The organism is Pantoea sp. Cy-640, from assembly GCF_011752635.1.
Classification (GTDB): domain Bacteria; phylum Pseudomonadota; class Gammaproteobacteria; order Enterobacterales; family Enterobacteriaceae; genus Pantoea; species Pantoea dispersa.
This window is the reverse complement of the sequence record NZ_VWXB01000002.1, coordinates 171,976-198,740: the sequence shown is the minus strand read 5'-3', so window position 1 is coordinate 198,740 and position 26,765 is coordinate 171,976. Positions and strand designations below refer to the sequence as shown.

The 26,765-nt window shown below is 57.9% G+C and carries 20 protein-coding genes; 7 read left to right on the top strand and 13 right to left on the bottom strand.

Going from position 1 to position 26,765, the window contains the following annotated elements; all coding sequences use genetic code 11:
• The first annotated feature begins 11 nt into the window (after positions 1-11).
• Positions 12-974 (top strand): LysR family transcriptional regulator, encoded by a 963-nt coding sequence (locus F3J36_RS06410; protein WP_166719236.1) that lies wholly within the window; start codon positions 12-14, stop codon positions 972-974.
• Positions 975-999: 25 nt separating this feature from the next.
• On the opposite strand, the gene F3J36_RS06405 is transcribed toward F3J36_RS06410, so the two are convergent.
• The 5 genes from F3J36_RS06405 to F3J36_RS06385 all read right to left on the bottom strand — a co-directional run bounded on the left by F3J36_RS06405 (position 1,000) and on the right by F3J36_RS06385 (position 6,286).
• Positions 1,000-1,305: a DUF1471 domain-containing protein gene (locus tag F3J36_RS06405; protein WP_021509483.1), complete on the bottom strand. Its 306-nt coding sequence runs from the start codon at positions 1,303-1,305 to the stop codon at positions 1,000-1,002.
• Between the two features lie 294 nt (positions 1,306-1,599).
• Complete coding sequence (kup, locus tag F3J36_RS06400; protein ID WP_058770127.1) at positions 1,600-3,468, bottom strand: low affinity potassium transporter Kup; 1,869 nt, start codon at positions 3,466-3,468, stop codon at positions 1,600-1,602.
• Between the two features lie 709 nt (positions 3,469-4,177).
• Positions 4,178-4,978 carry a MetQ/NlpA family ABC transporter substrate-binding protein gene (locus F3J36_RS06395; RefSeq protein WP_021509481.1) on the bottom strand — a complete coding sequence of 267 codons (801 nt, stop codon included), beginning with the start codon at positions 4,976-4,978 and terminating at the stop codon, positions 4,178-4,180.
• A 114-nt stretch (positions 4,979-5,092) separates the two neighbouring features.
• The gene (locus tag F3J36_RS06390) at positions 5,093-5,896 is read right to left on the bottom strand and encodes an MBL fold metallo-hydrolase (protein ID WP_166719235.1); all 804 of its coding nucleotides are present in this window, start codon (positions 5,894-5,896) and stop codon (positions 5,093-5,095) included.
• Between the two features lie 48 nt (positions 5,897-5,944).
• Positions 5,945-6,286, bottom strand: coding sequence for a gamma-glutamylcyclotransferase family protein (locus tag F3J36_RS06385; RefSeq protein ID WP_058770129.1), 342 nt, complete (start codon positions 6,284-6,286; stop codon positions 5,945-5,947).
• A gap of 214 nt (positions 6,287-6,500) precedes the next feature.
• Between F3J36_RS06385 and F3J36_RS06380 the strand changes: the two genes are divergently transcribed.
• A complete protein-coding gene (locus F3J36_RS06380; RefSeq protein ID WP_247653147.1) occupies positions 6,501-7,391 on the top strand; it encodes an MBL fold metallo-hydrolase in 891 nt (296 codons plus the stop codon).
• 176 nt (positions 7,392-7,567) lie between these two features.
• Here the strand turns inward: F3J36_RS06380 and F3J36_RS06375 are convergent, their stop codons facing one another.
• Positions 7,568-8,104 (bottom strand): RNA polymerase sigma factor, encoded by a 537-nt coding sequence (locus F3J36_RS06375; RefSeq protein ID WP_058781441.1) that lies wholly within the window; start codon positions 8,102-8,104, stop codon positions 7,568-7,570.
• Between the two features lie 5 nt (positions 8,105-8,109).
• Positions 8,110-8,556 carry a hypothetical protein gene (locus F3J36_RS06370; RefSeq protein ID WP_166719234.1) on the bottom strand — a complete coding sequence of 149 codons (447 nt, stop codon included), beginning with the start codon at positions 8,554-8,556 and terminating at the stop codon, positions 8,110-8,112.
• A gap of 173 nt (positions 8,557-8,729) precedes the next feature.
• On the opposite strand from F3J36_RS06370, the gene F3J36_RS06365 reads away from it, so the two are divergent.
• The gene (locus tag F3J36_RS06365) at positions 8,730-9,314 is read left to right on the top strand and encodes a TetR/AcrR family transcriptional regulator (protein WP_088517635.1); all 585 of its coding nucleotides are present in this window, start codon (positions 8,730-8,732) and stop codon (positions 9,312-9,314) included.
• A gap of 9 nt (positions 9,315-9,323) precedes the next feature.
• On the opposite strand, the gene F3J36_RS06360 is transcribed toward F3J36_RS06365, so the two are convergent.
• Entirely contained in the window at positions 9,324-12,830 is a 3,507-nt protein-coding gene (locus F3J36_RS06360; RefSeq protein ID WP_166719233.1) for a response regulator, read from the bottom strand.
• Entirely contained in the window at positions 12,830-13,453 is a 624-nt protein-coding gene (locus F3J36_RS06355) for a response regulator (RefSeq protein WP_058758781.1), read from the bottom strand. Before F3J36_RS06355 ends, F3J36_RS06360 begins: the two co-directional genes overlap by 1 nt.
• An 817-nt stretch (positions 13,454-14,270) precedes the next feature.
• On the opposite strand from F3J36_RS06355, the gene F3J36_RS06350 reads away from it, so the two are divergent.
• The 3 genes from F3J36_RS06350 (at position 14,271) to F3J36_RS06340 (ending at position 22,028) form a co-directional block, all read left to right on the top strand.
• Complete coding sequence (locus F3J36_RS06350) at positions 14,271-17,810, top strand: autotransporter outer membrane beta-barrel domain-containing protein (protein ID WP_166719232.1); 3,540 nt, start codon at positions 14,271-14,273, stop codon at positions 17,808-17,810.
• 353 nt (positions 17,811-18,163) lie between these two features.
• The gene (locus F3J36_RS06345; RefSeq protein ID WP_166719481.1) at positions 18,164-21,529 is read left to right on the top strand and encodes an autotransporter outer membrane beta-barrel domain-containing protein; all 3,366 of its coding nucleotides are present in this window, start codon (positions 18,164-18,166) and stop codon (positions 21,527-21,529) included.
• Positions 21,530-21,602: 73 nt separating this feature from the next.
• Complete coding sequence (locus tag F3J36_RS06340) at positions 21,603-22,028, top strand: DCC1-like thiol-disulfide oxidoreductase family protein (protein ID WP_166719231.1); 426 nt, start codon at positions 21,603-21,605, stop codon at positions 22,026-22,028.
• Here F3J36_RS06340 and arsC read toward each other — a convergent pair.
• From arsC to F3J36_RS06325, 3 genes are all read right to left on the bottom strand, one after another.
• Entirely contained in the window at positions 22,025-22,453 is a 429-nt protein-coding gene (arsC, locus tag F3J36_RS06335) for an arsenate reductase (glutaredoxin) (RefSeq protein ID WP_166719230.1), read from the bottom strand. The genes F3J36_RS06340 and arsC overlap by 4 nt on opposite strands.
• Positions 22,454-22,470: 17 nt before the next feature.
• Positions 22,471-23,754 (bottom strand): arsenic transporter, encoded by a 1,284-nt coding sequence (locus F3J36_RS06330; RefSeq protein ID WP_166719229.1) that lies wholly within the window; start codon positions 23,752-23,754, stop codon positions 22,471-22,473.
• Between the two features lie 69 nt (positions 23,755-23,823).
• Positions 23,824-24,177: a metalloregulator ArsR/SmtB family transcription factor gene (locus F3J36_RS06325; RefSeq protein WP_166719228.1), complete on the bottom strand. Its 354-nt coding sequence runs from the start codon at positions 24,175-24,177 to the stop codon at positions 23,824-23,826.
• A 348-nt stretch (positions 24,178-24,525) separates the two neighbouring features.
• Here F3J36_RS06325 and F3J36_RS06320 point away from each other — a divergent pair, with 348 nt between their 5' ends.
• Entirely contained in the window at positions 24,526-25,821 is a 1,296-nt protein-coding gene (locus tag F3J36_RS06320) for an MFS transporter (protein WP_021509465.1), read from the top strand.
• Here the strand turns inward: F3J36_RS06320 and F3J36_RS06315 are convergent.
• Positions 25,818-26,717, bottom strand: a complete 900-nt coding sequence (locus tag F3J36_RS06315) for a LysR family transcriptional regulator (protein ID WP_166719227.1) — start codon at positions 26,715-26,717, stop codon at positions 25,818-25,820. The genes F3J36_RS06320 and F3J36_RS06315 overlap by 4 nt on opposite strands.
• Positions 26,718-26,765: the final 48 nt, after the last annotated feature.

Genomic DNA, 26,765 nt, shown 5'->3' with positions numbered 1-26,765 from the left:
CATGTGCTGTTATGAAAATACTGCTTGCCGGAAAAAGTTATCAGAAGCCGTTACAGGGTTGGCCGTCGATTGAAGACCTGTACGTGTTTATCAGCGTGGCGCGGCATGACGGTTTCGGCCGCGCGGCGATTGAGCTGGGTCAGTCACCGTCTTACATCAGTAAACGCATCGCCATTCTGGAAAAACAGCTGGAGACGCGGCTGTTTTTCCGCACTAACCGCGTGATGCGCCTGACGCCGGAAGGTGAAAAAGCGCTCGAGGGCGCGCTGCAGGTAGTGCAGGAAATGGATGGCTTTCTCAATAATTTCCGTCAGTGGCGCGGCGAGCTGACCGGGGAAATTACCGTCGGCTGCTCGTTTGGTTTCGGTCAGGACTTTTTATCGGATGCGGTTTCGGCATTTATTAACCAGCATCCGTCGCTGAATATTAAACTGATGCTAAGCGATCGGGCATTCGACCTGCTACAGAGCGGCACGGATGTGGAAATCTGCGTTGGCGACGATCTCAATCCTTCCTATATTGCCCGCCGGCTGATTGCCAACCGGCGCATTTTATGTGCCGCGCCGGCGTATTTATCCCGCGCCGGTATGCCAGCCTCGCTGGATGCGTTAATTCATCACAGCTGTCTGATCATTAATGAACGCGATAATTCATTTGGAAACTGGGCATTGACCAATGGCGAGCAGCAGGTATTGTGTCGCCTGAACAGCCATTACTCTTCCAATAGCGGCAAGGTGATTCTGCACTGGGCGTTGCAGGGGCATGGTATTGCGCTGCGTTCAGCGTGGGATGTGGCGCCGTATCTGGCGACGGGCGAGCTGGTGGCGGTATTACCGCAGTGGTATCAGGAAGCCAATATCTGGGCGGTGTATACGCAACGCGCCGCAGAATCGCAGCGTATTAAAGTTTTTCTCGATTTTCTCGCCGCCTATTTTAATGAAAAAAGCCTGCCGGAAATGACGGGCAGGCCATAAACAGAAAAACGTGTTAATCCCAGCATCAGCCGTAAGCCACCTTGTCATTGATGTGATACAGCGTGGCGGTGGCAGCCATCACGTGCTGGCCGTCGTGGCCCGGCTCATGCGATTCAACGTCGGTGATGTGATAACCGACGGCGCCGGCCGCCTGGGCTTTTTTCACAATGGCGTCTGTTAACTCTTCCATTGACGTAGCCCAGCTTACTGAGGTCACACCTGCCGGATGGATTGAGGATAATTCGCGGTGCGTCAAATCGGCGCGAATTAAAACCGGTTTAACATTTTGCGGCGTAAAAATGGAAATCACATCGTTAATTAACGCTTTCATGGTCTTACTCCTCAAAAATAACAACAGAGCCGGAAGTGAATTAACCGATCCTGAGATCGTTGTTTATTGGTTTATACATTCCGGCAAAGCGCACGGTGAATCATCATGCCGGTAGGGTTAATAAACACCTTTTGAGGTTATGCGTTTTAGCTTTAATTGCTAATCAGCTGTTAAGAAAAGTTCCGCCACAACTCCGGTAATGTTTCGCTAATATTTTTTCATCTGCTTACATTTGCCATTAAAAAATTCGGTGCATCATGTGCGGGCAAATCCGGCCATCCGTGGCCCCGCGGCTTAAAACTCGCGCTGGCCGCCCAGTTCGATCACCCGATTGGGCGGAATATGAAATTGCTCATGGGCGCGCAGCGCGTTGCGCTGGCAGAAGTGAAAAATCCCGCCGCGCACCCGCGCCAGACCGCGGCGTTTTTTCATCACCAGCGTATCGTGCGCGGTAAAAAATGACGCTTCATTTACCGTGCAGCCAAAACCTTCCAGTCCGCACAGATGCAGAATCTCGGCCATCGACGGCACTTCACGCCAGCCGTAAGCGGCAGTGACCTGCCAGAACGATGGCGACAATTGCGTAATGCTGATGCGCTGCTGGTTATAGACGCGCGGCGTATCAGTGGTGCGGATATGCAACAGCACCACGCGGCGGTGCAGCACGCGGTTATGCTTGAGGTTGTGCAACAGCGCCTGGGGAATTTCAAACTCCTTACGCGCGAGGAAGATGGCGGTGCCCTCGACGCGGTTCGGCGGATTGCTCTCCAGCGATTTCACCAGCGCCAGTAAACCGTCCTGATCGTTATTCAAGCGGCGAATCAGGCGGTTACGCTCGCTGCTCCAGATCAGCATCAATCCCATCATGGTCAGCGCCAGCAGCACCGGTACCCAGCCGCCGGACAGCAGTTTCATCAGGTTGGCGATGAACAGCGGCACGTCGACCACCAGCATACACAGCAGGAACAATAGCGCCAGCGGCAGCGGCCAGCGCCAGTTACGCAGCGCCACCACGCCCGCCAGACAGGCAGTGATCACCATGGTGCCGGTCACTACGATGCCGTACGCCGAGGACAACGCCGACGACTGACGGAAAGCCAGCACAATCAGCATCACGGCGGTGAACAGCAGCCAGTTAACCACCGGAATGTAAATCTGCCCGGACTCGGTATGCGAAGTAAAAATGATGCGCATCGGCGGTAAAAAGCCCTGGCGAATGGCCTGATGCGTCAGGGTATAGACGCCGGAAATCACCGCCTGCGCCGCGATGACCGTGGCCAGCGTTGACAGCACAATCAGTGGAATCTGCGCCCAGCCGGGAGCCAGATTAAAGAACGGATTGTTCAGCGCCTGCGCATCGGCGATCACCAGCGCGCCCTGGCCGAAGTAATTCAGTATCAGCGCCGGCATGGCAATCACCAGCCAGGCGAGACGAATCGGTGCTTTGCCCAGGTGGCCCATGTCGGCATACAGCGCTTCCGCGCCGGTCACCGCCAGCACCACCATGCCCATTGCCGCGAGCGAGAGCGCTTTGTGGCTGAGCAGGAAGGTCAGCGCATAGGACGGACTGAGCGCGTGCAGCACTTCCGGGTTGAGCAGAATGCCGCGTATGCCAAGTGCGCCGATGGCCACAAACCAGACAAACATCACCGGACCAAACACCCGGCTGACCTTTTCCGTGCCGTGTTTCTGGATAATGAACAGCAGCGCGAGAATGGTGAGCGCCAGCGGCACCACATATTTTTCCAGCCCGGGCGAGACCACCTGAATTCCTTCGATGGCCGACAGCACCGAGATGGCCGGGGTTATCACGCCATCACCGTAGAAAAATGCGCCGCCAATCAGACCGGCCAGCACGATGATATGCCCGGCTTTGCGGCCAACGTTGCGGCGTGCCAGTGACATCAGAGTGAGAATACCGCCTTCGCCGTCGTGGTCGGCGCGCATCACGAAGCAGACATATTTCAGCGTGACGATGAGCGTCAGCGCCCAGAAGATCAGCGACAGAAAGCCCATCACCGCCAGCGCCGACGGCGCGCCGTCCGGCAAAATCGACAGACACTCTTTCAGGGTATACAGCGGGCTGGTACCGATATCACCAAACACGATGCCGGCGGCGGCCAGCATGCCAGCAGGCAGAGACTGTTTCTCTGATTGACTCATACATTTCCTGTTTTTTCAGGGAGAAAGGGCGAGCGCCATCAACCGCACTGGCGTGTCGCAATCACCCACTTTTATGCTGGCGAAGATAGCGTTTCAGCGGCGTAATCGGTAGGGGTTGGCGTTTTTTTGTACGCGATTTTTATACCAATCGGCCAAATTTTTACGCCATTTTTACACCGCTGCGGCTTTTTCAACCTGAAGTGTAGACGATTCAGACAGCAGCAGAAGCGGGCTGGCTGGCAGAAAATGGGATGGGGGAGTTCAGGTAGCGAGATGATTAAAAATGCAGGAAATAGCGATGCTAAGACTTTGTACCTAAAATTGTATCCGTACCCTCTGACCGCACAATATGTAGCGGCGCGATTTATCGCGCTAAGTTAAACACTTCACAGTTGCCGGAATGCGCAATGAATTGCGCCGCTACGATCCGTGCGGCATTGTATTTCGGCACCGCCATCCTGCACACATTGTAGCGGCGCGATTTATCGCGCTAAGTTAAACATTTCACAGTTGCCGGAATGCGCAATGAATTGCGCCGCTACGATCCGTGCGGCATTGTATTTCGGCACCGCCATCCTGCACACATTGTAGCGGCGCGATTTATCGCGCTAAGTTAAACACTTCACAGTTGCCGGAATGCGCAATGAATTGCGCCGCTACGATGGGTGCGGTAATCCGGTTCCTGCCTGCATCAACAGGCAGGTAATCCTTACCAACCCTTAATAATATCGCCTTTATAAATCTCGTTGGCTTTATCCAGCACCGGCTGTGACTGGAACGCTTCTTTCAGCTTCTGCACGTTCGGGCTGTCTTTATTATCTTCTCGTGCCACAATCGCATTCACGTATGGCGACGCTTTACCTTCCATAAACATCCCGTCACGCGAGGCGGATAAATTCACCAGCGCGGCAAAGTTATTATTAATGATCGACAGATAAACCTGCGGATCGTCCAGCGTGCGCGCCAGCTGTGGCGTATCCACTTCTACAATCTTCAGCTTTTTCGGGTTATCGGTAATATCCAGCGTGGTCGGCAGCAGACCGGCTTCGGGTTTCACCTTCAGCAGGCCCTGCGCCTGCAGCAGCAGCAGGCTACGCCCCAGAGTGGTCGCTTCGTTAGACACGGTCACGGTAGCGCCATCCGGCAGATCCTGCAGTGATTTAATCTTGCGTGAATAACCGGCAATCGGGAACACGAAGGTATTGGTCACGACGGCAAATTTATATCCGCGCTCTTTGGACTGCATCTCCAGATAAGGCAGACTCTGGAACGCGTTGGCGTCCACATCTTTATTGAACAGCGCTTCGTTCGGCTGCACGTAATCGTTAAACGCCACCACATCAACATCGAGCTGATATTTATCGTGTGCCACCTGCTTCACGGTCTGCCACAGCGCCTCATCCGGTCCGGTATTGATCGCCACTTTGATTTTGTTGTCGTTGTGGTTGTCACAGGCGCTGAGCAGGGTGACAGAGGCCGCCAGCAGGGCGGTAAGCCATGTTTTTTTCATTGTTTGCAGGTTTCCTTATGTTTGCAGGAAACCGACTATAGTATACGTCCAGACGTCTGTACATCCGTGCGCGGTGCGATCGCCTGGTATTTATCCAGCGCGGCTGTGTAAGCGCTACGGCTGTGGATGCTGCAGACAGGCCAGATAGCGGCGGCCCGACTGCTGCACCGCCTCATCGGCACGCGCGAGAATTTCGCGGCCGGCAAACGCGCCGTACAGGCGTGTAAACTTCACGCCCTGCAACCGCTGCAGCATGGCCGTCACCGTGGCGCCGGCCAGCGGTAACATATTGGGATAGCTCCACATAAACGAAACCGCACTGGCACCGGGCGTTACCTGCAAAATATCGCCGCTCAGCAGCACGCCGCCGTCGTGCGACCAGTGCAGCACCGTGCCGCCGGCAAAGTGGCCGCCGAGACGTAACAGCCGCACGCCCGGCAGCAGATCACAGCTGTCGCCGTGCCAGGGCAGCAGACGGGGCGATGCGCGCATAATCCACTCGCTGTCGCTGGCGTGCAGATACACCGGTGCGTCGAAGGCGTCGGCCCAGTCCTGCATGGTGCTGTAATAGTGGGGATGGGAGATGGCGATGGCGTGCAGGCCGCCGAGCGCACGCAACAGCGTGACGGTGGCGTCATCCAGATGCGCGATGCAATCCCACAGGATATTGCCGTGCGGCGTTTGCAGCACAAAGACGCGCTGGTTAATGGCAAAATCTGGTACGGTTTGCAGGCTGAGCAGCCCGGGCGCCAGCTGTTGCCACTGGTTTTGATGCGAGGCGCGCAGCGCAGACTGATCGATCCACTGCTGCCCGCCGGGCGGCACAAACTGGCGTTCATCCTGACAAATGCGACACTGCGTTAGGGCAGGTTGCTGCTGCTGATAAGACGTGCCGCAGGCGGTACAAATGGTGATCATGGCTTTTCCTCACAGTCTGGTGAGGATCAGTGTAGGCAAGGTACGAGGTTAGCGCGCGACGTCCTGCTGTGGCTGCAGCTGATAAATCCACGCGGTCCGCTGCTGGCCGTCGGTCGTGGTGACCTCAACCGGCACCCGGTCGTAGCCATCTTCAAACTCATCCAGCATCGGCCAGTGCAGCGCCAGCCGGTCCGAGATGAACAGATAACCCGGCACGCGCGCGCCGTGCTCATCAAGTACGATGCCGGGAAAATCAGCCGCCGCGCCCCAGCCGTTGGCATAGTAAGTGCCGGCGACCGTCCCTGCCAGCCACTCACCGCCGATGTTTTCCAGGATATGCGCATTGCACTGGCCCGGCTGCAGCGTGCCGTAAACGAAAAGCGTGTTCATTTTCCCTCGTAAAATCATGCAAAAGCGCTACTTTACCTGCCTGCTGCCGCCCTGTCATCCGCCAGAGGAAGGCCACACCGGCAGCGAAATTCTGCGTTACCGGTTGTGCGATGGCTCGTAATGTGAGGACGCGCGCGGCATAAAACGGTTAACGTAGCCGCAGATGTTTACCGCTGCTGCCAGCCAGCTTTCTCATTTTCGAGGTATCCGCGCTATGTTGAAGGGTTCCAGCCTCTGCCGGGGTGCAATCAGGGAGTATCCGCACTCCGCTCAGTTTGATGGCAAAAAGTTTCGCAATGTCCAGCCGCGTCAGTCGCTGAGCTTTGGCGACTACCGCAAAATGCTGTGGGATTTCCTGTTCAATAAACCGAAAGATACCCAGCCGCCGGCCGCGCTGCCGGTGCAGCCCATCACGGCCGCCGCGCTGGTACAGGCCGCGCCCAACAGCGTCTTTCGCCTCGGCCACTCTTCGCTGTTGCTGAAGCTCAATGGCCAGTTCTGGCTGACCGATCCGGTATTCGCCGAGCGCGCGTCACCCTTTAAGCGACTGGGGCCGAAGCGCTTTCAGCCAGCGCCGATTGCCGTGGCCGATCTGCCGCCGATCGAAGGCATTATTTTGTCGCACGACCATTACGATCATCTTGATTACCACACCATCATGCAGCTGAAAGATCGGGTGAAGCACTTTCTCACGCCGCTCGGCGTCGGCGATTTGCTGATTAAGTGGGGCGTTGCGCCGGAGAAAGTCATCCAGCTCGACTGGTGGCAGTCGCGGGATATCGGCGGCATCCATTTTGTCGCGACGCCGTCGCAGCACTTTTCCGGACGCGGCCTGTTCGACAGCAACAAACGGTTGTGGTGTTCGTGGACGCTGATTTCTGATCAGTTCCGCCTGTTTTTTGGCGGTGACTCCGGTTACTTCGACGGTTTCAAAGCGATTGGCCGGAAATACGGTCCGTTTGATGCGGCGTTTCTGGAAAACGGCGCTTACGATGCGCGCTGGGCCGACATTCATATGCTGCCGCAGGACACGACACGCTGCGCGCGTTTCAGGACCTCAACGCACGCTGGCTGTTTCCGATTCACAACGCGGCTTTTGATTTAGCTTTTCACCGCTGGGACGATCCGTTTACCCAAATCGTCCAGCTGGCGGCGGAGCATCAGGTTGCACTGTGTCTGCCGATGCTGGGCGAGGGCATTGATCTGTTACAGCCGCAGCCCACCGCGGCCTGGTGGTAAAGCACGCAACCCGATGGCCGTTTGGCTATCGGGTCGCGCAGGTCAGGCCGTGAGTTCGTCGTACAGGCTGCGCAGCCGGGTGCGCAGAAACAGAACCGCTTTATGCTTGCGCGACAGCAGCGCCTGCACGCTGTCGCCGCTTTCGGCGGCCAGATCCTGATAGCTGAAGCCGAGCAGCTCGGTCTTTTCAAATACCTCGCGCTGCGCAGCAGGCAGTTCCGCGAGCGCATCGTCCAGCTCTTCCCACAGCAGCGTTTTCAGATACTCATCCTCCGGCGTCTGCGCCACGCCAAACAGCGTTTCGGCAATTTCATCCTCGGGAAAATCTTCGTCTCCGGCGGCGTTAAACAGCGAGAGCTCGCGTTTTTTTCGTGATCGATCGGTGATCTCATTGCGCGCGGCGCGAAACAGCCAGGCGCTGACGTTCTCCACCGGCTGTTCCACCTGCAGCAGTTTCCAGCTGATCTCCTGCAGGATATCTTCGGCCTCATCGTGCCGCTCGCTGCGGCCGCGAATAAAGGCGCTGAGCTTAGTGCGGCAGGCGCTGATGGCCGCCAGCAGCCGCGAATCCTGCGCCATGCCGCTTACTCTGCATCCGGGGATTTGACGGGCGCATCGTCCGCGGGCGGGCGCGGATCGTCACGCTGGCTGCGGCGATCGTGCCAGTCACAGCGTCCACCATGATGACCACGGCCGCCAAACCGCTCGCGCCGCTGCTGCATAAAGGCTTCACGCTGCTCCGGCGTCATCTGCATCCAGCGCTCATGCATGCGGCGACGCGCCATGCCAAACATCCCGGGATGGAAGCCCAGCCCGCCAAACAGGATGCGACACAACACTAACAGTCCCAGCGCCTGCCAGAAGCCAATACTTTTTACGCCGGTCAGTTCCGGCAGCAGCGCATTCCACAGCGACATCACCAGCAGGCCAAGGGCAGCAAACAGCACCACGCCGAGCAGCAGCGGTTTCGCCATGCGGTGATGACCAAAGCGGTGACCACGGGGATGCTGATGCCTGTCAAAATCTCTCATTGGGGTTCCTCATTACGGTGATAAACAGGGTTGGTGATGAGGTAGACGAATCAGCGACGAAAATATTGCTGAAAAAATGAAAAAAGTGCGCGCTGCGCGTCAGGCCGCTGGCTTGACTTCTTCCCTGCCTGCCAGTAGGTTGACCGATCTCTGTTGTTCTACCGGATTGCGTTATGACTGCCCGTTCCTCTAAAGCCCGCGAAATCATGGCCTGCACCCGCCAGTTGCTCACTGCCGGCGGCTATAAAAGCTTTAGCTATGCCGATATTGCCGCCCAGGTGGATATCCGTAAGGCCAGCATTCACCACCATTTTCCCGGCAAAGCCGATTTGGTGAAAGCGGTGGTGGAGGAATATCGTGCTGAGGCGCAGGCGGGCATGCAGGCGATGGATGAACAGATCAACGATCCGCTGAACGAAGTGAAAGCCTACGTCGATTACTGGGCGCACTGCATTAAAGAGGGAACTTCGCCTTTCTGCATCTGCGCGATGCTGGCGGCGGAAATGCCCACGCTGCCGCCGGATGTCGCCACGGAAGTCAGCGGCCACTTCAGCGATCTCTCCGGCTGGTTAGCGCGCCAGCTGAGCAAAGGCGCCGCCAGCGGCGTTTTCCAGCTCAGCGACAGCGCTGAAAACGAAGCCAAAACGCTGATGGCCAGTGTGCACGGTGCGATGCTGGCGGCGCGGGCATTTAATAACGCCGGGATGTTTGAGCAGATTACTCATCCGCTGCTGCATAAGCTGATCAAAAACGCCTGACGGCGCGCATCAGTGCGTGCCGGCCTGGGCGGATGTGGTTTGCTGACGCAATGAGGCTTCCATCCTGTCCACCAGCGTTAGCGCTTCCCGCAAATGCAGCAGGATAATTTCCCTGTCTTCCTGCATTTCCGCCAGCTCTTCCAGCATTTCGCACTGCTCCGTCAGCTGACGGATGCCGGTAACGCGCAGCGATCCGGTGATGCGATGAAACAGGCTGGCGGCAGTCGCGAGATCGCCGCTTTGTACCACGTCAATCGCCTGCGTCAGATCGGTGCGTGCTTCATTAATGACGATGTCGAGAAAATCCGCGATCGCGCCGGGGCTGTTGGGCATATATTTCTCGATTTCGGCGATATCCACCCAGTCAGAAAAATCATCACCGACCGACAGCGCGCTGGCGCTGTGAATCTGGCTCAGAATCGTGGTTAACTGCGCCAGCTTAACCGGCCGGAACACGCATTCGTTCATGCCCGCTTCGAGGCAGCGCTGACGCTCGGACTGCTGCGCGTTGGCGGTAATGCCGATGATGTAGGTGCTCTTGTCTTCCCGGCGGATGTTGCGCGTCATATCCAGACCGTTCATCACCGGCATATTGCAATCGGTAATGATCACATCCGGCTTCTGCTGCCGCCACTGCGCCAGGCCTTCTTCACCGTTGTTCGCTTCGCGGAAACTATGACCTAACAGCGTCAGCTGACGCGAGATCAGCAGGCGGTTGGCCGGATGATCGTCAATGATCAGCACATTTAGCGCGACCTGCGGCGCAGCGGGCAACGGTTCTGCGACCGGAGACGGCAGCGGGGTAGCGATATCACGCACGCTGACCGGCACGGCGACGTTCAGTACCGTGCCGACGCCGGGTTCGCTCTCCAGAGAAATGCTGCCGCCCATCAGGCGGGTAATCTCCTGGCAGATAAACAGGCCCAGTCCGGTGCCAGCGTTATCCGACAGGCCCGCCTGTTCGAACGGGCGGAACAGCGCATTTTGCGCCGCTTTATCGATGCCGCGTCCGGTATCGGCCACCTGGATCCGCAGCTCGGTATGGCTCTCCAGCGGCGTCAGACCCACCGTCACCTTTACTTCACCCTGATCGGTGAACTTAACGGCGTTGCCCACCAGGTTAGACAGCACCTGGCGTACGCGGCTGGCATCGCAAAACAGATCGTCATCGCCGACCGGCAGCATCAGGTTCAGGTTGATGCCTTTCTGCCGCGCCAGGCCGTCGAAGGCACAGATCACCGGGCGCACCAGCGCATGCAGGCTGACCCACTGCGGCTGCAGCGTCATGCGTCCCGACTCAATTTTCGCCATATCCAGAATATCACCGACGATATCCATCAGGCTGACCGCCGCTTCGTGCGCCACGCGAATCAGTTCGGTATCGGCACGGCCTTCCTGCGTCTGCAGTTCCAGCAGGCCAATCACTGCGCTGAGCGGCGTGCGAATTTCATGGCTCATGGTGGCGAGGAAGTCGCTTTTGCTCTGGCTGGCCAGCTCGGTGGCTTCGCGCGCCAGCGAAAGATCTTCCAGCAATTGCAGGTAGTCGGTGACGTCCTGCCAGCCGCAAATCAGCCCGCCGCTGCCGACTTCATCGCCGGTGTACGAGGTCATCCAGTGACGGATATGGCGCTTCTGCCGCCCGTCATCAATAACAAATTCCGCCTCTTCCGGAATGTCGCCAGGCTGGATGTTTTTGTCGATCTGCTGCCACACGTGATAGAGCGGATGGCGACAGTCATACAGCGAATAGCCCAGATGGGTTTGTTCTTCCGGGGTGAAAAACTGGGTAAACGCCGGATTGGTGTGCACGATCATCCCATCCAGCGAGGCCACATAAAACGGCCGTGGCGGACCATTGATCAGGCGATCGCGCAGCTGAATTTCCTGGCGCAGCAGCGCTTTGGTGCGGCGCGTCCGTTTGACCTGCCGCATCAGCAGCACCGCCCAGACAAAGGTGACGGCGATGATAGTGGCTGCGCCCAGCGCGCCGACATAAAACTCTTTACGGTACAGCTTCCAGGTGTCGAAATGCGCGGCGGGCGTGGCCTGCCAGTGGGTTAATACATCGGTCATCATGCCGGCCGGAATGGCGGCCAGCGCTTTGTTCATGATGTCCTGCAGCTCCGGCTCGCTGCGGCTGACGCCAAAGGCGATAGCCGCTTCCTGCGCCGGTTTCAGCTCAGTTAAGCGCAGTTTGCCGGGATACAGACCTTCGGAGAGATAGCGCGCGCCCACCAGCGTATTAATAGTGGCGTCGGTTTGCCCATCCGCCACCCACTGCATCGCCAGGCTGGGATTGCCAACATAATCAACTGACACATCGGGATATTTTTTCAGAAACCAGTGGGAGGCATCCTGCTCGCGCACCAGCGCGGCGCGTTTTGGCGGTGCATCCTGCGCGGCGGTGTTGGTCACCAGCACTTCCGGCGTGAACATAAACGGTGTGGTCATCAAAAAGTCACGGCTGCGCTGCTGGCTCCAGATCAGCGGTGCGGCAATCGTGACATCGCCGCGTTTCATCCGCGCGGTCAGATCGCGACTGTCGCTGATCTCAACAAAGTTGAAGCTCAGCCCGGTGCGCATTTCAATCAGGTTGAGTAACTCCGGCACGATGCCGGTGATTTCGCCCTGCGCGTTTTTGATAAAGAACGGTGCCACCAGGTCCGTGACCGCCATGTTGATTTGGTTATGCGTCTGCAGCCAGGCCTGCTCGGTGGGCGTCAGCGCCAGCGGCGTGGTGACGAAGCGCGTGATGTTGGCGATATCCCAGCGTGCGGCGATGATCTCACCGGCCGCATGGCGCTGCAGGGCGTCAAACGCAATGCGCATCGCCCGCGCCAGCACGTGTTCTTTACTGTTAACCACAAAGCGATACGGCGAACTGAGATCGGGCAGAATGTGATCGATGGTTAGCGTATTCAGATAGTTGCGTTCAATCAGGTAATAGGCTTCCACCGCCGGCACATCGGCATAGGGCAGCGTGCCCATCGCGACCTGCGGCAGCTGGCTGTAGGGAGAGGTTATCGCCGGGCCAGGTAAAAATTCCTGACCGGCCAGCGGGTTACTGCTGCTGCGTACCACCCGAACCGGACTGGCTTTCAGCGCAGTTACGCTGATGGTGTCGTTAACATGCGCCGGCACCGCTTCACCGGCCGGCACAAATATCATATCCAGCTCTTCGCGCGCCAGCGCGGCAAAGGCTTCGGGCGCGGTGTCGTAATGTTTAACGCGAAAACTGATACCCAGGCTGTGCAGCGCAGCGTAAGCCGCATCGGGAATGTAGCCAAACACTCTTCCTTCAGGATTGGTGCGCAGCATCGGTGGCCGATCCGGCCCGTAGATGCCAATCACGCTGTCGCGCTTTTGCCCCAGCCAGTGCCAGTCGCTGTCATTGAGCATCGGCGCGGGCATCGCCGGCAAATCGTTGGGCTGATAATTAAGCTGCTGCACCGCCGCGCGCAGTGGGGCGACCAGCAGCAGCGCGCAGCACAGCGCGCACAGGAAAAAAAGTCGCATCAGTTGATCTGGTTCCGGCGGGTGAAATCGAGTAAATCCTTTTGATTTTTCAGCGATAACTTTTCCATCAGTCTGGCTTTATAGGTACTGACCGTTTTATTGCTGAGCTTCATGCGGTTGGCAATTTTGACAATCTCGGTGCCTTCACCGAGGTAGCGCAGCACTTCATATTCGCGATGCGACAGCAGCAGCAATTTGTCGCTGTCCTGCACCAGCTGATCGCCCTCCGCCTGGTGACTCAGGCGCAGCGGGAAAAAACCATAGCCGGACAGCACCGCGTCGACGGCGTGGGTCAGATCATTGAGGTTGTTTTTTTTGCTGATAAAGCCATTGGCACCGGCTTTTTTACTCTCGTAAGCGTAAAATTCCGCGTTTTTTCCGCTCATCACAATCACCGGGATTAATGATCCGGCGGTGCGTAGGTTTTTAACCGCTTCAATACCACCAATGCCGGGCAGATCAATATCAATAATTGCCGCATCGGCACCTTTCTCTTTGACCAGGCTAAATATATTGTCGCCGTCGCCAGCCTCTGCTGAAACACGATGTCCGGCATTTTCCAGCACCAGCCGTATCGCCACGCGCACAATAGGATGGTCATCCACAATAACAAAGTTAGCCATACGCACTGCCTTTCTCTTAATTAATCTGAGCACGCTCGTTCAAAAGCACACTTATATAACGGCATCTTAATCAACTCAAGACCATTCTGTTTGCAGGCATTTATTTTTAAATGTAGTCCATATCTTACAGCTGGCTGCTGATTGTCTTATTTACAACGTTTCAATTTGCACTGCGACTTTTCTGCATAGCACAAAGATTATTCACAAGAGATAAACGACGTCAGTTACCCGAACTTAAGCGCCAAAGATTAAATGTTTGTCAATCTGTCCTGGTTTAAGCATTAAATGTCTATTGTGAGGTAATTTATTTTATCTCAATGACTTGCAGCTTATATCTGATGGGTTGGTGTTATGGTTTGGTTAAAATTTTCGCTAACAGGTAAATAGTGTGATTAAAAGCTTCGCTGTTTTTATTGCATTTAGGTTGCGTCGCGTGCGTATTGAATTCTGATCGGTTTAATAAACGTAAAATTAACTGCCCGGCATTGTGTCTTGCGCGGGAAGAATTTGTGCTTATTCTCTCCCGGCCAGATTTGTGCTGATGCATTGTTTTTAACTCATTTAAATTTATCGGTTTAGTAAACTGTAGTCCTTAGCCTACGGCGTGACACCGTGTTTTTATTTATCCCGAAAGAAATGTTTTGAGACAGGTCTTAGATCAGATAAGACCGGTCTCAACGTTAGAATTCAGCCAAATCCGGTTGTTTTAATCATTTCTCAGCGCGATGCGACAGAAAATAACCTGTTGCAGTGCTGCTGTTTTACCCGTTACGTCATTCCGCTGATGGAACGACATAACCTGAATCAGGAAAAAAGCATGAACAAAAATTATCGTGTTATCTGGAATTATGCCCAGCAATGTTATGTCGTGGCCTCGGAACTGGCGCGCGGTAAAGTGAAATCATCGCGTTCAGGAAAAACGGCAAATAAAGCCTCATTCATCAGTGGCGTGCTCGGTTCAGCGCTGCTGCTGGCCGCTTCACCGGCGGCGCTGGCGGCAAACGGTGCCACCGCAACCGGCCCGGAAGAAACCCTGAATCTGAGCAACCAGACGCTGCAGGCGACGGGCAAAGATCATCATGGGCTGCTGGTTGAGAACGGAGCAAAGGCCAGTGCCACGGATGTCACAGTGCTGACCGATGGCACTGACGGCTACGGTGTTTTCTCCACTCTTGCATCCTCTGTCACTGAGATGACACGGGGCAGCGTGCAAACCACCGGCACCGGCGGCTACGGCGTGGTCGCCAGCCTGACCGGTACATTGAAACTTGATAGCACCCGCGTGGAAACGACCGGAAAAACTGCCTACGGCGCATATGCCTCTTCGGCCGGGATCATTAACAGCCTGAACGCAGACTATGTTACGCACGGCGACGGTGCCTACGGTGTCTATTCCCGCGGTACCGGCTCGCTCATCGATTTAACCGGCGGCAGCGTCACCACCAGTGGTACTAAGACTTATGGTCTGGTGGCGGGCTCAGGCGGCAAGCTTATTGCCAGCGATGTGACCGTGATTACCCAGGGTAACGATTCATCGGGTGTTTTTAGCAACCTGACCAGCACAGAGGTCACTCTGGAAGGTGGAACAGTGACAACCAGCGGCACCAAAGCCCATGGCCTGGCGGCAGCTTCCGGCGGTAAGCTCAGCGCCAGCGGCGTGCAGGTGTCCACCAGCGGTAACCAGTCGAATGGCGTGACCGCCAACAATGCCGGTACGGAAGTGAAACTGGATAACAGTACGTTCGAAACCATCGGCGCAAGTGCTTTTGGTCTGTATGCCGGCAGCGCTTCAACCTTAAATGCCAGCAACGTACAGGTCAGTACACGTGGCGACCAGTCTTATGGCGTTTACGCTGACAGTGCTGGCACGGAGTTGACGCTGGCAGACAGCACGCTGACAACTACCGGAGACAGTGCTTATGGTGCATATGCCGCGAGCGGTGCAAAGCTGAACGTTTCAGGAACAAAATTAAGTACTTCAGGTGATTATGCCAACGGGGTTTATGTCACTGGTGAAGGCTCACTTCTGCAGATTGAAGGCAGCACGATTGCAACCAGTGGCAATGGGGCAAATGGCCTGAAGGCGGACGGAAAATCAACGCTTAATGCCAGCAATACCGTGATTGAGCTTACGGGCAATGGAATAGGTGCTTACGCAACGGGAGAAGGGACAGTTCTTAATCTGTCCGACAGCCAAATCGTAATGGGGCAGAATGCCGGAAACGCAGTTTTTGCCACATCTGACAGCACAATCAGCCTCAAAAATGTCGTGATTTTCAATGACGCCAGAAACTCATCACTGGCAGCGGGGTTTGGCGGTACGTTAAGGAGCGATACTGTCAGTGTGGATGCGCGCAGCAGCGGTTACGGTATCGAATTGCAGGATGGCGGCACATTCAATGGTAATAAAATTACCATTGAAAAAAGCGGCACGGATGCTGAAGGGTTTAACGCGGCCATCAACGTGCTGAATTTATATTCTCCGGATGCACATAATACGCTTTCCCTCAGCGATTCCGATATTAATGTATCCGGCGAAAACGCCACTGGCATTGTCTCCAAACGACAGACAACGCTGGCGGATATTAAACTGGCGAATACCGCCATCACCGCCACCGACGGCACCGCCGTCAACGTGCTGACCGGCACCAGCATGAATATCGACGCCGACAACTCGCTGCTGAGCGGCAGCACGCTGCTGAAAACCGGCTACAGCACCACCGCTGGCGCGACCGCCGGCTCGGTGGTACTGAACGGCAGCAACCACTCGCTGTTCATCGGTGACGTGGATATCGACCGCAGCCAGACGCAGGACAGCCAGATCAACCTGAGCGGCAGCTCGGTGTGGACCGGCGCGTCATCCGGCCTGCAGACGCTGACGCTGAATGACAACAGCCAGTGGAACATCATGGACAACAGCAGCGTCGATGCGCTGACCGCAAACAACAGCGTGATCAACGTGGCGCACAACACCGCGAACTTCACGGTGCTGACCGTCAACGGCAACTACACGGCGGATAACGCCACGCTGGTGATGAACGCGGCGCTGGGCGGCGACACCTCGGCCACCGACCGGCTGCACGTGCTGGGCGACGTCAGTGGTAACACTGAGGTGGCGGTGAACAACGCTGGCGGCAGCGGCGCGCAGACTATTCAGGGCCTGCAGCTGATTCAGGTGGACGGCGCGGTCAACGGCGACTTCCGCAAGAAGGGCCGCATCGTGGCCGGCGCCTACGACTATGACCTGGTAAAAGGCAGCGGCGCTGACAGCCACAACTGGTATCTGGTGAGCGACAAAAACGGCAGCGACGTCGATCCGGCTGAACCGGACCCGGTTACCGCGCCGGGCGAAGGCACCGGCGGTGACATCATCGCGCCGCCGGCGGAGCTGCACAACATGATCGTGCGTCCGGAAGCGGCGAGCTACAGCGCCAACCTCGCGGCGGCCAACACGCTGTTTGCCACCAGCATGGACGACCGCCCGGGCGTCACGCAGTACACGGACGCCAACGGCCAGCAGCAGCACACCCGCCTGTGGCTGCGCAACAGCGGCGGCCACAACCACCAGAAAGACAGCAGCGGCCAGCTGAAAACCGACACCAACCGCTACGCGCTGCAGCTGGGCGGCGACCTGGCGACCGGCACGCTGCGCGGCAGCGACAGCCTGCGCCTCGGCGCGATGGCCGGCTACGGCAACGCGCAGAGCAAATCGCGCTCGGCGGTGAGCGGCTACCAGTCGCGCGGCCAGGTACACGGTTACAACCTGGGCATTTACGGCACCTGGCAGCAGAACGCGGCGGCGCGCAGCGGCGCGTTTATCGACAGCACGTTGAGCTACAGCTGGTTTGACAACAGCATCAAGGGCGAGGACATCGGCGAAGAGTCCTACAGGTCGAAGGGCATGCTGGCGTCGCTCGCCGGCGGCTACAGCGCTGAAGTGGCAAAAATCACCGAATCGACCGGCTTGTGGCTGCGCCCGCAGGCGATGCTGAACTGGCAGGGCGTGAAGGGTGATGACCTGACGGAAAGTAACGGCACCCGCGTGCGCGGCACCGGCGAAAATAACCTGCAGAGCCACGTCGGCGTGCGCGCCTCGCTGCGCTCCGCGCTGGACCAGGGCCGCAGCGTGGAGCCGTACGTGGAGGCAAGCTGGGTGCACAGCACCCGCGCGCTGGGCACCTCGATGAACGGCGTTACCATCCATCAGGCCGGCACGCGCAACGCCGGTGAGCTGAAGCTGGGCGTGGACGCCACGCTGAATGCGAACGTCAACCTGTGGGGCGGCGTGGCGCAGCAGCTGAGCAGCCACAGCTACAGCGACACCAGCGCCATCGCCGGCGTAAAAGTCAGCTTCTGATGACAGACGGCTCCCGCAACGGGGGCCGTTTTTTTATCCCCGCCCGCTTCCCTGTAAGTGTTTAATCCTTTTTCATCATTCATCCCACGCTTAATTGATCTGACGCATAGCGCAGCAGCTTACTTTTTGTAGTCCTGCGACTACAGCCGTATTCCGGTGCTCTCATATTCACCCTTCCGCGATTTTGCGAATATTTTCCCATCAGCCTATTTGGCAGGGATTAATTAAGGCCGGTCAGACAGCGCTTCACCGAAAATAGCGTGATGGCTGTTTATTCCGCGCCTGCCCATAAATAACCGCTTATTCCGCTTATTGCCGGAAGGGATTGATTTAACCTTAATCAGGAAAAGAATATGAACAAGAGCTATCGCGTTATCTGGAATTATGCCCTGCAATGTTATGTCGTCACCTCTGAACTGGCGCGCGGCAAAGTCAAATCATCCTGTTCAGGTAAAGCGGCGGGTACATCACGGCTGGTCAGCGGCGCGCTGGGTTCGGCGCTGCTGCTGGCGGGGTCACCGATGGCGCTGGCCGCCAACGGCGCGACCGTCAACAATCCGGCGCAGCCGGTGGAGCTGAATAATCAGACGCTGCAGGCGACCGGCGACAAATACTACGGGCTGCTGGTGCAGAACGGCGCGAAAGCCACCGCCACCGACGTGACGGTGCTGAACGCGGGCACCAGCGGCTACGGCGTGTTTTCTACCGCCGGCTCTGCCTCTGCGGAGATGACGCGCGGCAGCGTGACCACCAGCGGCGCGGGTGGCTACGGCGTGGTGGCCAGCCTGACCGGCGCGGTGAAAACTGACGGCACAAAAGTGGAAACTTCCGGGCAGACTGCCCACGCCGCCTACGCCAATTCCGCCGGTATCATCAACAGTACTGATACCGACTACATTACCCATGGCGACGGCGCGTACGGTGCTTACTCCCGAGCCGCGGGCTCGCTGATCGATCTGAGCGGCGGCAACGTGACGACCGACGGCAGCAAAGCCTACGGTCTGGTGGCGGGCTTAGGCAGCAAACTCAATGCCAGCGGCGTACATGTTGTTACTAACGGAGAAAGTGCGTTTGGTTTGTATGCCGGCAGCGCTTCAACATTAAACGGTAGCAACACGCAGGTCACCACCCGTGGTGATAAGGCCTACGGCGTGGTCACGGAAAGTGCAGGCACTCAACTGACCTTTACGGATGGCAAAGTGACCACTACCGGGCAGGGTGCGCATGGCTTTTATGCCAGAACCAATTCGATTCTCAATGTCAGCGATGTGCAGGCCAGCACCAGCGGACAGGATGCTCATGGCCTTTATGCCGCAGATGCAGGGACGCTCATCGCGTCGGGTGTTCAGGTCACTACCTCTGGCAAAAATGCTTACGGCGGCTACGCCACTGGCGAAGGTTCAGTATTAAATGTGGATAACAGTGCGTTTGTGGTCAGTGGCGCAGACGCTAATGGCCTGACGGCGAGTTCGAAATCGACGCTCAATGCGTCTGATACGGCGATTAAAGTCACTGGCAGCGGCATCGGCGTATTAGCATCGGGGACCGGGACGATGCTGAATATTTCTGACAGCCAGATTGACGTGGGCGGTGATGCGCTAAATGCCGTTTATGCCCGATACAGCAGCACGGCGAACATCAAAAACATTGACATCATTTCGGACGCAAAAAGTGAAGCTGCCCTGGCTTCAGCTTTCTCCGCGACAATGAATGCTGAGAATGTTTCAGTACAAGCGCGCAGCGGCGGTTACGGTATTGAAGTTCAGGACGGTGGCATATTCAATGGAAATAATATCACCATTGATAAAACGGGTTCCGATGCTGAAGGTTTCAACTCAGCAATTCATTTAGTAAATTTATATGATCCCGATTTAACCACCAGCCTGTCCCTAACTAACTCTGATATCCGTGTAACCGGCGAAAACGCCACCGGCATTCTCTCCAGATATCAGGCCACGCTGGCGGATATTAAACTGGCGAATACCGCCATCTCCGCGACCGGCGGCACCGCCGTCAACGTGCTGACCGGCACCAACATGCACATCGACGCCGATAACTCAGTGCTGAGCGGCAGCACGCTGCTGAAAACCGGCTACAGCACCACCGAAGGTGCGACCGCCGGCTCGGTGGTAATGAACGGCAGCAACCATTCGCTGTTCGAAGGTAACGTGGACATCGACCGCAGCCAGACCACCGACAGCCAGATCAACCTGAGCGGCAGCTCGGCGTGGACCGGCGCGTCATCCGGCCTGCAGACGCTGACGCTCAGCGACAACAGCCAGTGGAACATCACCGGCGACAGCAGCGTTGATGCGCTGAGCGCCAGCAACAGTACGCTGAACTTCACCCATGACGGTACCGGCTTCAGCACCCTGACGGTGAACGGCAACTACAGCGGCGACAACAGCACGCTGGTGATGAACGCGGCGCTGGGCGACGATAACTCGGCGACGGATAAACTGCACATCCTCGGCGACAGCAGCGGCAGCACCGACGTGGTGGTGAACAACGCCGGCGGCAGCGGCGCGCAGACCATTCAGGGCCTGAACATCATTCAGGTGGACGGCGCCAGCAACGGCGAGTTCCGTCAGAAAGGGCGTATCGTCGCCGGTGCCTATGACTACAACCTGGTGAAGGGCGCGGATCAGCACGGCTGGTATCTGGTGAGCGATAAAAACGGCAGCGAGCCCGATCCGGTGGTGACGCCGGGCGAAGGCGGCCAGATCGTCGAGCCACCGGTAAATCAGCACAACATGATCGTGCGTCCGGAAGCGGCGAGCTACAGCGCCAACCTCGCGGCGGCCAACACGCTGTTTACCACCAGCATGGATGATCGTCCGGCGGAAACCTTCTACACCGACGCGAACGGCCAGCAGCAGAGCACGCGCCTGTGGCTGCACAACAGCGCCGGCCACAGCCGGGTGAAAGACAGCAGCGGCCAGCTGAAGTCCGACACCAACCGCTACGCCATCCAGCTGGGCGGCGACGTGGCAAGCGGCACGCTGACCGGCAGCGACAGCCTGCGCTTCGGCGCGATGGCCGGCTACGGCAACGCGCAGAGCAAGTCGCGCTCGGCGGTGAGCGGCTATCAGTCGCGCGGCCAGGTGAACGGCTACAGCCTGGGCGTGTACGGCAGCTGGCAGCAGAACGCGGCAGAGCAGAGCGGCGCGTTTATCGACAGCACGCTGAGCTACGGCTGGTTTAACAACAGCGTGAAGGGCGATGACATCGGCCAGAAGTCGTACAAGTCGAAAGGCATCAGCGCGTCGCTGGCCGGCGGCTACCGCGCAGAGGTGGCTACGCTGAGCGACAGCACCAGCCTGTGGCTGCGCCCGCAGGCGCAGCTGAACTGGCAGGGCGTGAAAGCGGACGACGTGAAAGAGCAGAACGGCAGCCGCGTGCAGGGCACCGGTCAGGACAACCTGCAGAGCCGCCTCGGCGTGCGCGCCTCGCTGCGCACGCTGCTGGATCCGCAGTCGCAGAGCGCCATCGAGCCGTACGCCGAGGCCAACTGGCTGCACAACAGCAGGGCGTTCGGCACCGCGCTGAACGGCGTCAACATCCAGCAGGCGGGCACGCGCAATGCCGCCGAGGTGAAGCTGGGCGTGGACGCGCGGCTGAACGCGAACGTCAACCTGTGGGGCGGCGTGGCGCAGCAGCTGGGCAACCACAGCTACAGCGACACCAGCGCGGTGGCGGGCGTGAAAGTCAGCTTCTGATAAGTGACATATAATAGAACCGGTGGGGCGTGTCGCCTCACCGGTTTTTTTGTATCTGCAATACGGAGGTCAGGTGTCATCATCCGTACAACCCGAGTCCGGCCAGTCGATCATCCTTTATGATGGACAATGCAAGCTGTGTAATGCCTGGGTGATTTTTCTGCTGCGCCACCGCCTGCCGTGCGATTATCACTTTGCGGCGATCCAGAGCGAGCGCGGCAAACAGCTGCTGCAGCACGCTGGATTACCGCACGATAACATCCGCACCATCGTGTTACTGCGCGATGGGCAGCACTGGCTGCGCGCGCAGGCCATCTGTCGCATTATGCACTCGCTGCCCTGGCCGTGGCGCGCCTGCGGCGTTCTGCGTTATCTGCCGGACGGGCTCACTAATCTGATCTACAACCTGATTGCCCGCAATCGCTATCGCCTGTTTGGCCGTTATGACCGGGTGCACGCGATTGAAGCAGATTATCCCGGACGATTTCTGACCGACTAAAGATTGACGCGCCTGCCCTGCGCATCAATCACCACCTCACCATCCTCTTTAGTAAACGGACCGCGCTGCGCATCGGGCAGGATATCCAGCACCTGCTCAGAAGGACGGCACAGACGCGTTCCCAGTGGCGTCACCACTATCGGGCGGTTGATGAGAATCGGCTGCGCCAGCATGGCATCCAGCAGCTGCTCATCGCTCAGCGCTTCACGTGCGGGCCCCAGCGCCTGCGAGGCGTCGGTGTTTTGGCGCACCAGGGCGCGCAGGCCAATCCCCATGGCGTCGATCAATTGCTGCAACGTTTCACGCGTGGGCGGCGTAACCAGATAAAGCACAATGGTGGGCTCGACGCCGCTGTTGCGAATCAATGCCAGCGTATTGCGCGAGGTACCGCAGTCCGGGTTGTGATAGATCGTAATGTTAGTCATTGTCAGTCTCTTAACGGTCAAAGGGAAAGGCGCAGCGCCAGAGCTGCCAGCGTCACGGCCAGCACCGGTAACGTCAGAGTGATGCCGACGCGAAAATAGTAGCCCCAGCTGATGCGAATCTCTTTTTGCGCCAGCACGTGCAGCCACAGCAGCGTTGCCAGACTGCCAATCGGCGTGATTTTCGGGCCCAGATCGCAGCCGATAATGTTGGCGTAAATCATCGCCTCGCGCACCACGCCGTGCGCCGTGCTGGCATCAATCGCCAGGGCGCCCACCAGCACCGTCGGCATATTGTTCATGATGGAGGAGAGCAGGGCGCTGAAGAAGCCCGTGGCAAACGTTGCGCCCCACAGGCCGGTCGCAGAAAAACTATTCAGCAAGCCGGTAAGCCAGACGGTCAGCCCGGCGTTGCGCAAACCATACACCACCAGGTACATGCCGAGCGAAAACACCACAATCTGCCACGGCGCGCTGCGCAGCACTTTACCCGTATCAATCACCTGACCCCGCCGCGCCACAAACCACAGCATCAGTGCGCCTGCGGCGGCCACGGCACTTACCGGTACGCCCAGCGGCTCAAGGGCAAAAAAGCCAGCCAGCAACAAGAGCAATACCAGCCATCCCGCGCGGAAAGTAGCTCGATCCCGAATCGCCGCTGCAGGCGACGTCAGCCGGGCGCGATCATAGCTGAGCGGTAGCTCTTTGCGGAAAAACAGATGCAGCATCAGCAATGTCGCCAGCACCGCCGCCAGCGTGACCGGCACCATCACGGCGGCGTAATCGCCAAAGCCGAGCCGGAAATAGTCGGCCGAGACGATGTTAACCAGATTGGACACTACCAGCGGCAGGCTGGCGGTATCGGCGATAAACCCGGCCGCCATGACAAACGCCAGCGTGGCCCCCCGGCTGAAACCCAGCGCCAGCAGCATCGCGATCACGATAGGCGTCAGAATCAGCGCGGCTCCGTCATTGGCAAACAGCGCGGCGACTGCGGCACCCAGCAGGATAATAAAGGAGAACAATTTTTTACCGCTGCCACCGCCCCAGCGCGCCACGTGCAGCGCCGCCCAGGCAAAAAAGCCGGCCTCATCAAGCAACAGGCTGATGATGATCACCGCGATAAAGGTGGCGGTAGCGTTCCAGACAATCTGCCACACCGCCGGGATATCGCCGGGATGCACCACGCCCGTCAGCAGCGCCAGAAGCGCGCCGGCGCTGGCGCTCCAGCCAATGCCCAGCCCGCGCGGTTGCCAGATCACCAGCAGTAAAGTAATGGCGAAAATAGTCCCTGCCAGTAACATGTTTCCTCCGGAAAGTCAGGTTGTGTTCGTTTCATATGTGGAAAATCGAATATGTATGGGTAAAATTTTTTACAGACACACCGCCCGGCCATCGGTGGTCAGCTGGTCGCGCTGCACCGGCAGCAGCAGGCCATGGATCGCATCGCGCTGGCATTGCCATGCCTGTTCGATCACCGTCGCTGCCCACACCGGCATATGCGGCGAAAGGCGATAGTGGATCCACTTGCCGTCACGGCGATCGCTCAGCAAACCGCTGTTGCGTAAAAGCGCCAGATGGCGGGAAATCTTCGGCTGCGGCAGTTGCAGGATGGCAGACAGCTCGCACACGCACAGCTCCTGACGTTCTTTCAGCAGCAGCACCAGCGTCAGACGCGTCTCGTCGGAAAGGTTTTTAAACAGCTGCAGTGGCGTTAGCGGCGACATAATCCCTCCTGAATGGAAAGCCGACAGTGTGGTGCGGGGACGTGATGAAGTCAACTACATATGCGAAAAAAGAGATGTGTTAATTTTGTTATGCGCCAGACTCACGGTGGGCGGCTTGAAGCTGGTCACAAATCTGTATTGTGGTGCCTGCGGGCCTGAGCGGAGTAAAAACGGGGCTGCCTTTGTTAACTCATTGTTAATATTGAGGGTGGCCCGTTGCCTGCAGCGATTAATGCGTCAGACGCATCACGCCATGCGTTTATTGCGCTTATTAACCTTAACGTTCTGATCCAGTCTTCCGAAGCAGGCGCGATTGATAACAGCGCCAGGGACAAACTGGAGATACTTATGCATTCCTCTGCCTTACCGATGACCACCCGAGCCCGGGTTGGCGCTATTTTCCGCGTCACCTCCGGCAACTTCCTCGAACAGTTTGATTTCTTTCTGTTCGGTTTCTATGCCACCTATATCGCGCACACCTTTTTCCCCGCCAGCAGCGAATTCGCGTCGCTGATGATGACCTTTGCGGTGTTCGGTGCCGGCTTCCTGATGCGGCCGATTGGCGCGATTGTGCTGGGCGCTTATATCGATAAGGTTGGCCGGCGCAAAGGGCTGATCGTCACGCTGTCGATCATGGCGGCGGGCACCTTCCTGATCGTGCTGATTCCGTCGTACCAGTCGATTGGCCTGTGGGCGCCGCTGCTGGTGCTGATTGGTCGTTTGCTGCAGGGCTTCTCGGCCGGGGCAGAACTGGGTGGCGTGTCGGTTTATCTGGCAGAGATTGCCACGCCAGGCCGCAAAGGTTTCTACACCAGCTGGCAATCCGGCAGTCAGCAGGTTGCCATCATGGTCGCTGCCGCAATGGGCTTCGCGCTCAATGCTGCGCTGGAGCAGAGCGCCATCAGCGCCTGGGGCTGGCGTATTCCGTTCCTGTTTGGCTGCCTGATCGTGCCGTTTATCTTTATTCTGCGTCGCCGTCTGGAAGAGACGCAGGAGTTCAGCGCGCGCCGTCATCATCTGGATATGCGTCAGGTATTTAGCACGCTGTTGCAGAACTGGCCGGTGGTGATTGCCGGGATGCTGATGGTGGCGATGACCACCACCGCGTTCTACCTCATTACCGTCTATGCGCCTACCTTCGGCAAAAAGGTGCTGATGCTGAGCGCCTCGGACAGCCTGCTGGTGACGCTGCTGGTGGCGATCTCCAACTTTATCTGGCTGCCAATTGGCGGTGCGCTGTCGGACCGCTTTGGGCGTAAACCGGTGCTGCTGGCGATGACGCTGCTGGCGCTGGCGACCGCTTATCCGGCACTGACGCTGCTGGCGCAGACGCCGACCTTCAGCATGATGCTGAGCGTGCTGCTGTGGCTGTCGTTTATTTACGGCCTGTATAACGGTGCGATGATCCCTGCGCTGACCGAAGTGATGCCGGCAGAAGTGCGCGTCGCCGGTTTCTCGCTGGCCTATAGCCTGGCCACCGCGCTGTTTGGCGGCTTCACGCCGGTGGTGTCTACCGCGCTGATCGAATACACCGGCGACAAGGCGTCACCGGGCTACTGGATGAGCTTTGCGGCGATTTGCGCGCTGCTGGCGACGCTGTACCTGTATCGCCGCCGCGCGCTGACGTTGCAAACCGCGCGTTAAACGTGCTGAGACTGTTCGATAATCAGCTTTTCCAGCTCCGCAGCGACGTAAGATTGCATACGTCCGCTGCGGCGAATTAATCCTACCGAACGGGTGACCTGCGGATCGGTCAGCGCCAGCTGGCGCAGCAGTGGATGCCCGTTCGCCGGCATCGACATTGCGGGCACGGCAGCAATGCCGATGCCCGCTTCTACCATCCCCAGCAGCGTCGTGACATGGCGCGTTTCGCAGATACTTTGCCGGGCGGGCGTAAGATGCGCCAGCGCACTGTCCAGCAGATTGCGGTTACCGGACACTTTATCCAGCGCCACATAATCCTGCGCAAAATACTCCTGCCAGCTGAGCTGCTGGCGCGTCGCCAGCGGATGATCGCGGCGACAGGCGGCGACGTAAACATCTTCCACCAGCGGCGTGAAGGTAAGCTCCGGCGGTAAATTGCGCGCAAAACAGATACCGAAATCGGCCTGTCCGCTGCTCACCGCATCCATCACGTTGCCGACGCTGCTATCAATCAGCTTGATGCGCACGCGCGGGTAACGCGCCTGAAAGCGGCGGATCACCTCCGGCATAAAATAGTACGCGCCCGAGGGCACGGTAGCGACGGTGATCAGGCCGGTGCGATCCTGGCTGGCGCGCTCGACGTCGGCCAGCATCGATTCGACATTATCCAGCAACTGCTCCGAGCGCTGAGCAAAGTTCTGGCCATACAGCGTTAGCGTGACGCGCCGCGTGGTGCGGTCAAACAGCCGGGTGCCGAGCGCCGCTTCCAGCTTCTCAATTCTGCGGCTGAGCGCTGACTGCGACAGGCAGATTGACTCCGCCGCCAGACGAAAGTTGCCGTACTCCACCAGCGCGCGGAAGGCGTAGAGATCGTTGAGGTCAAAATTGACGGGCATAACCGCGACTATCCTGCGTAATAACGCCAGCACACTGCGCCGCTGACG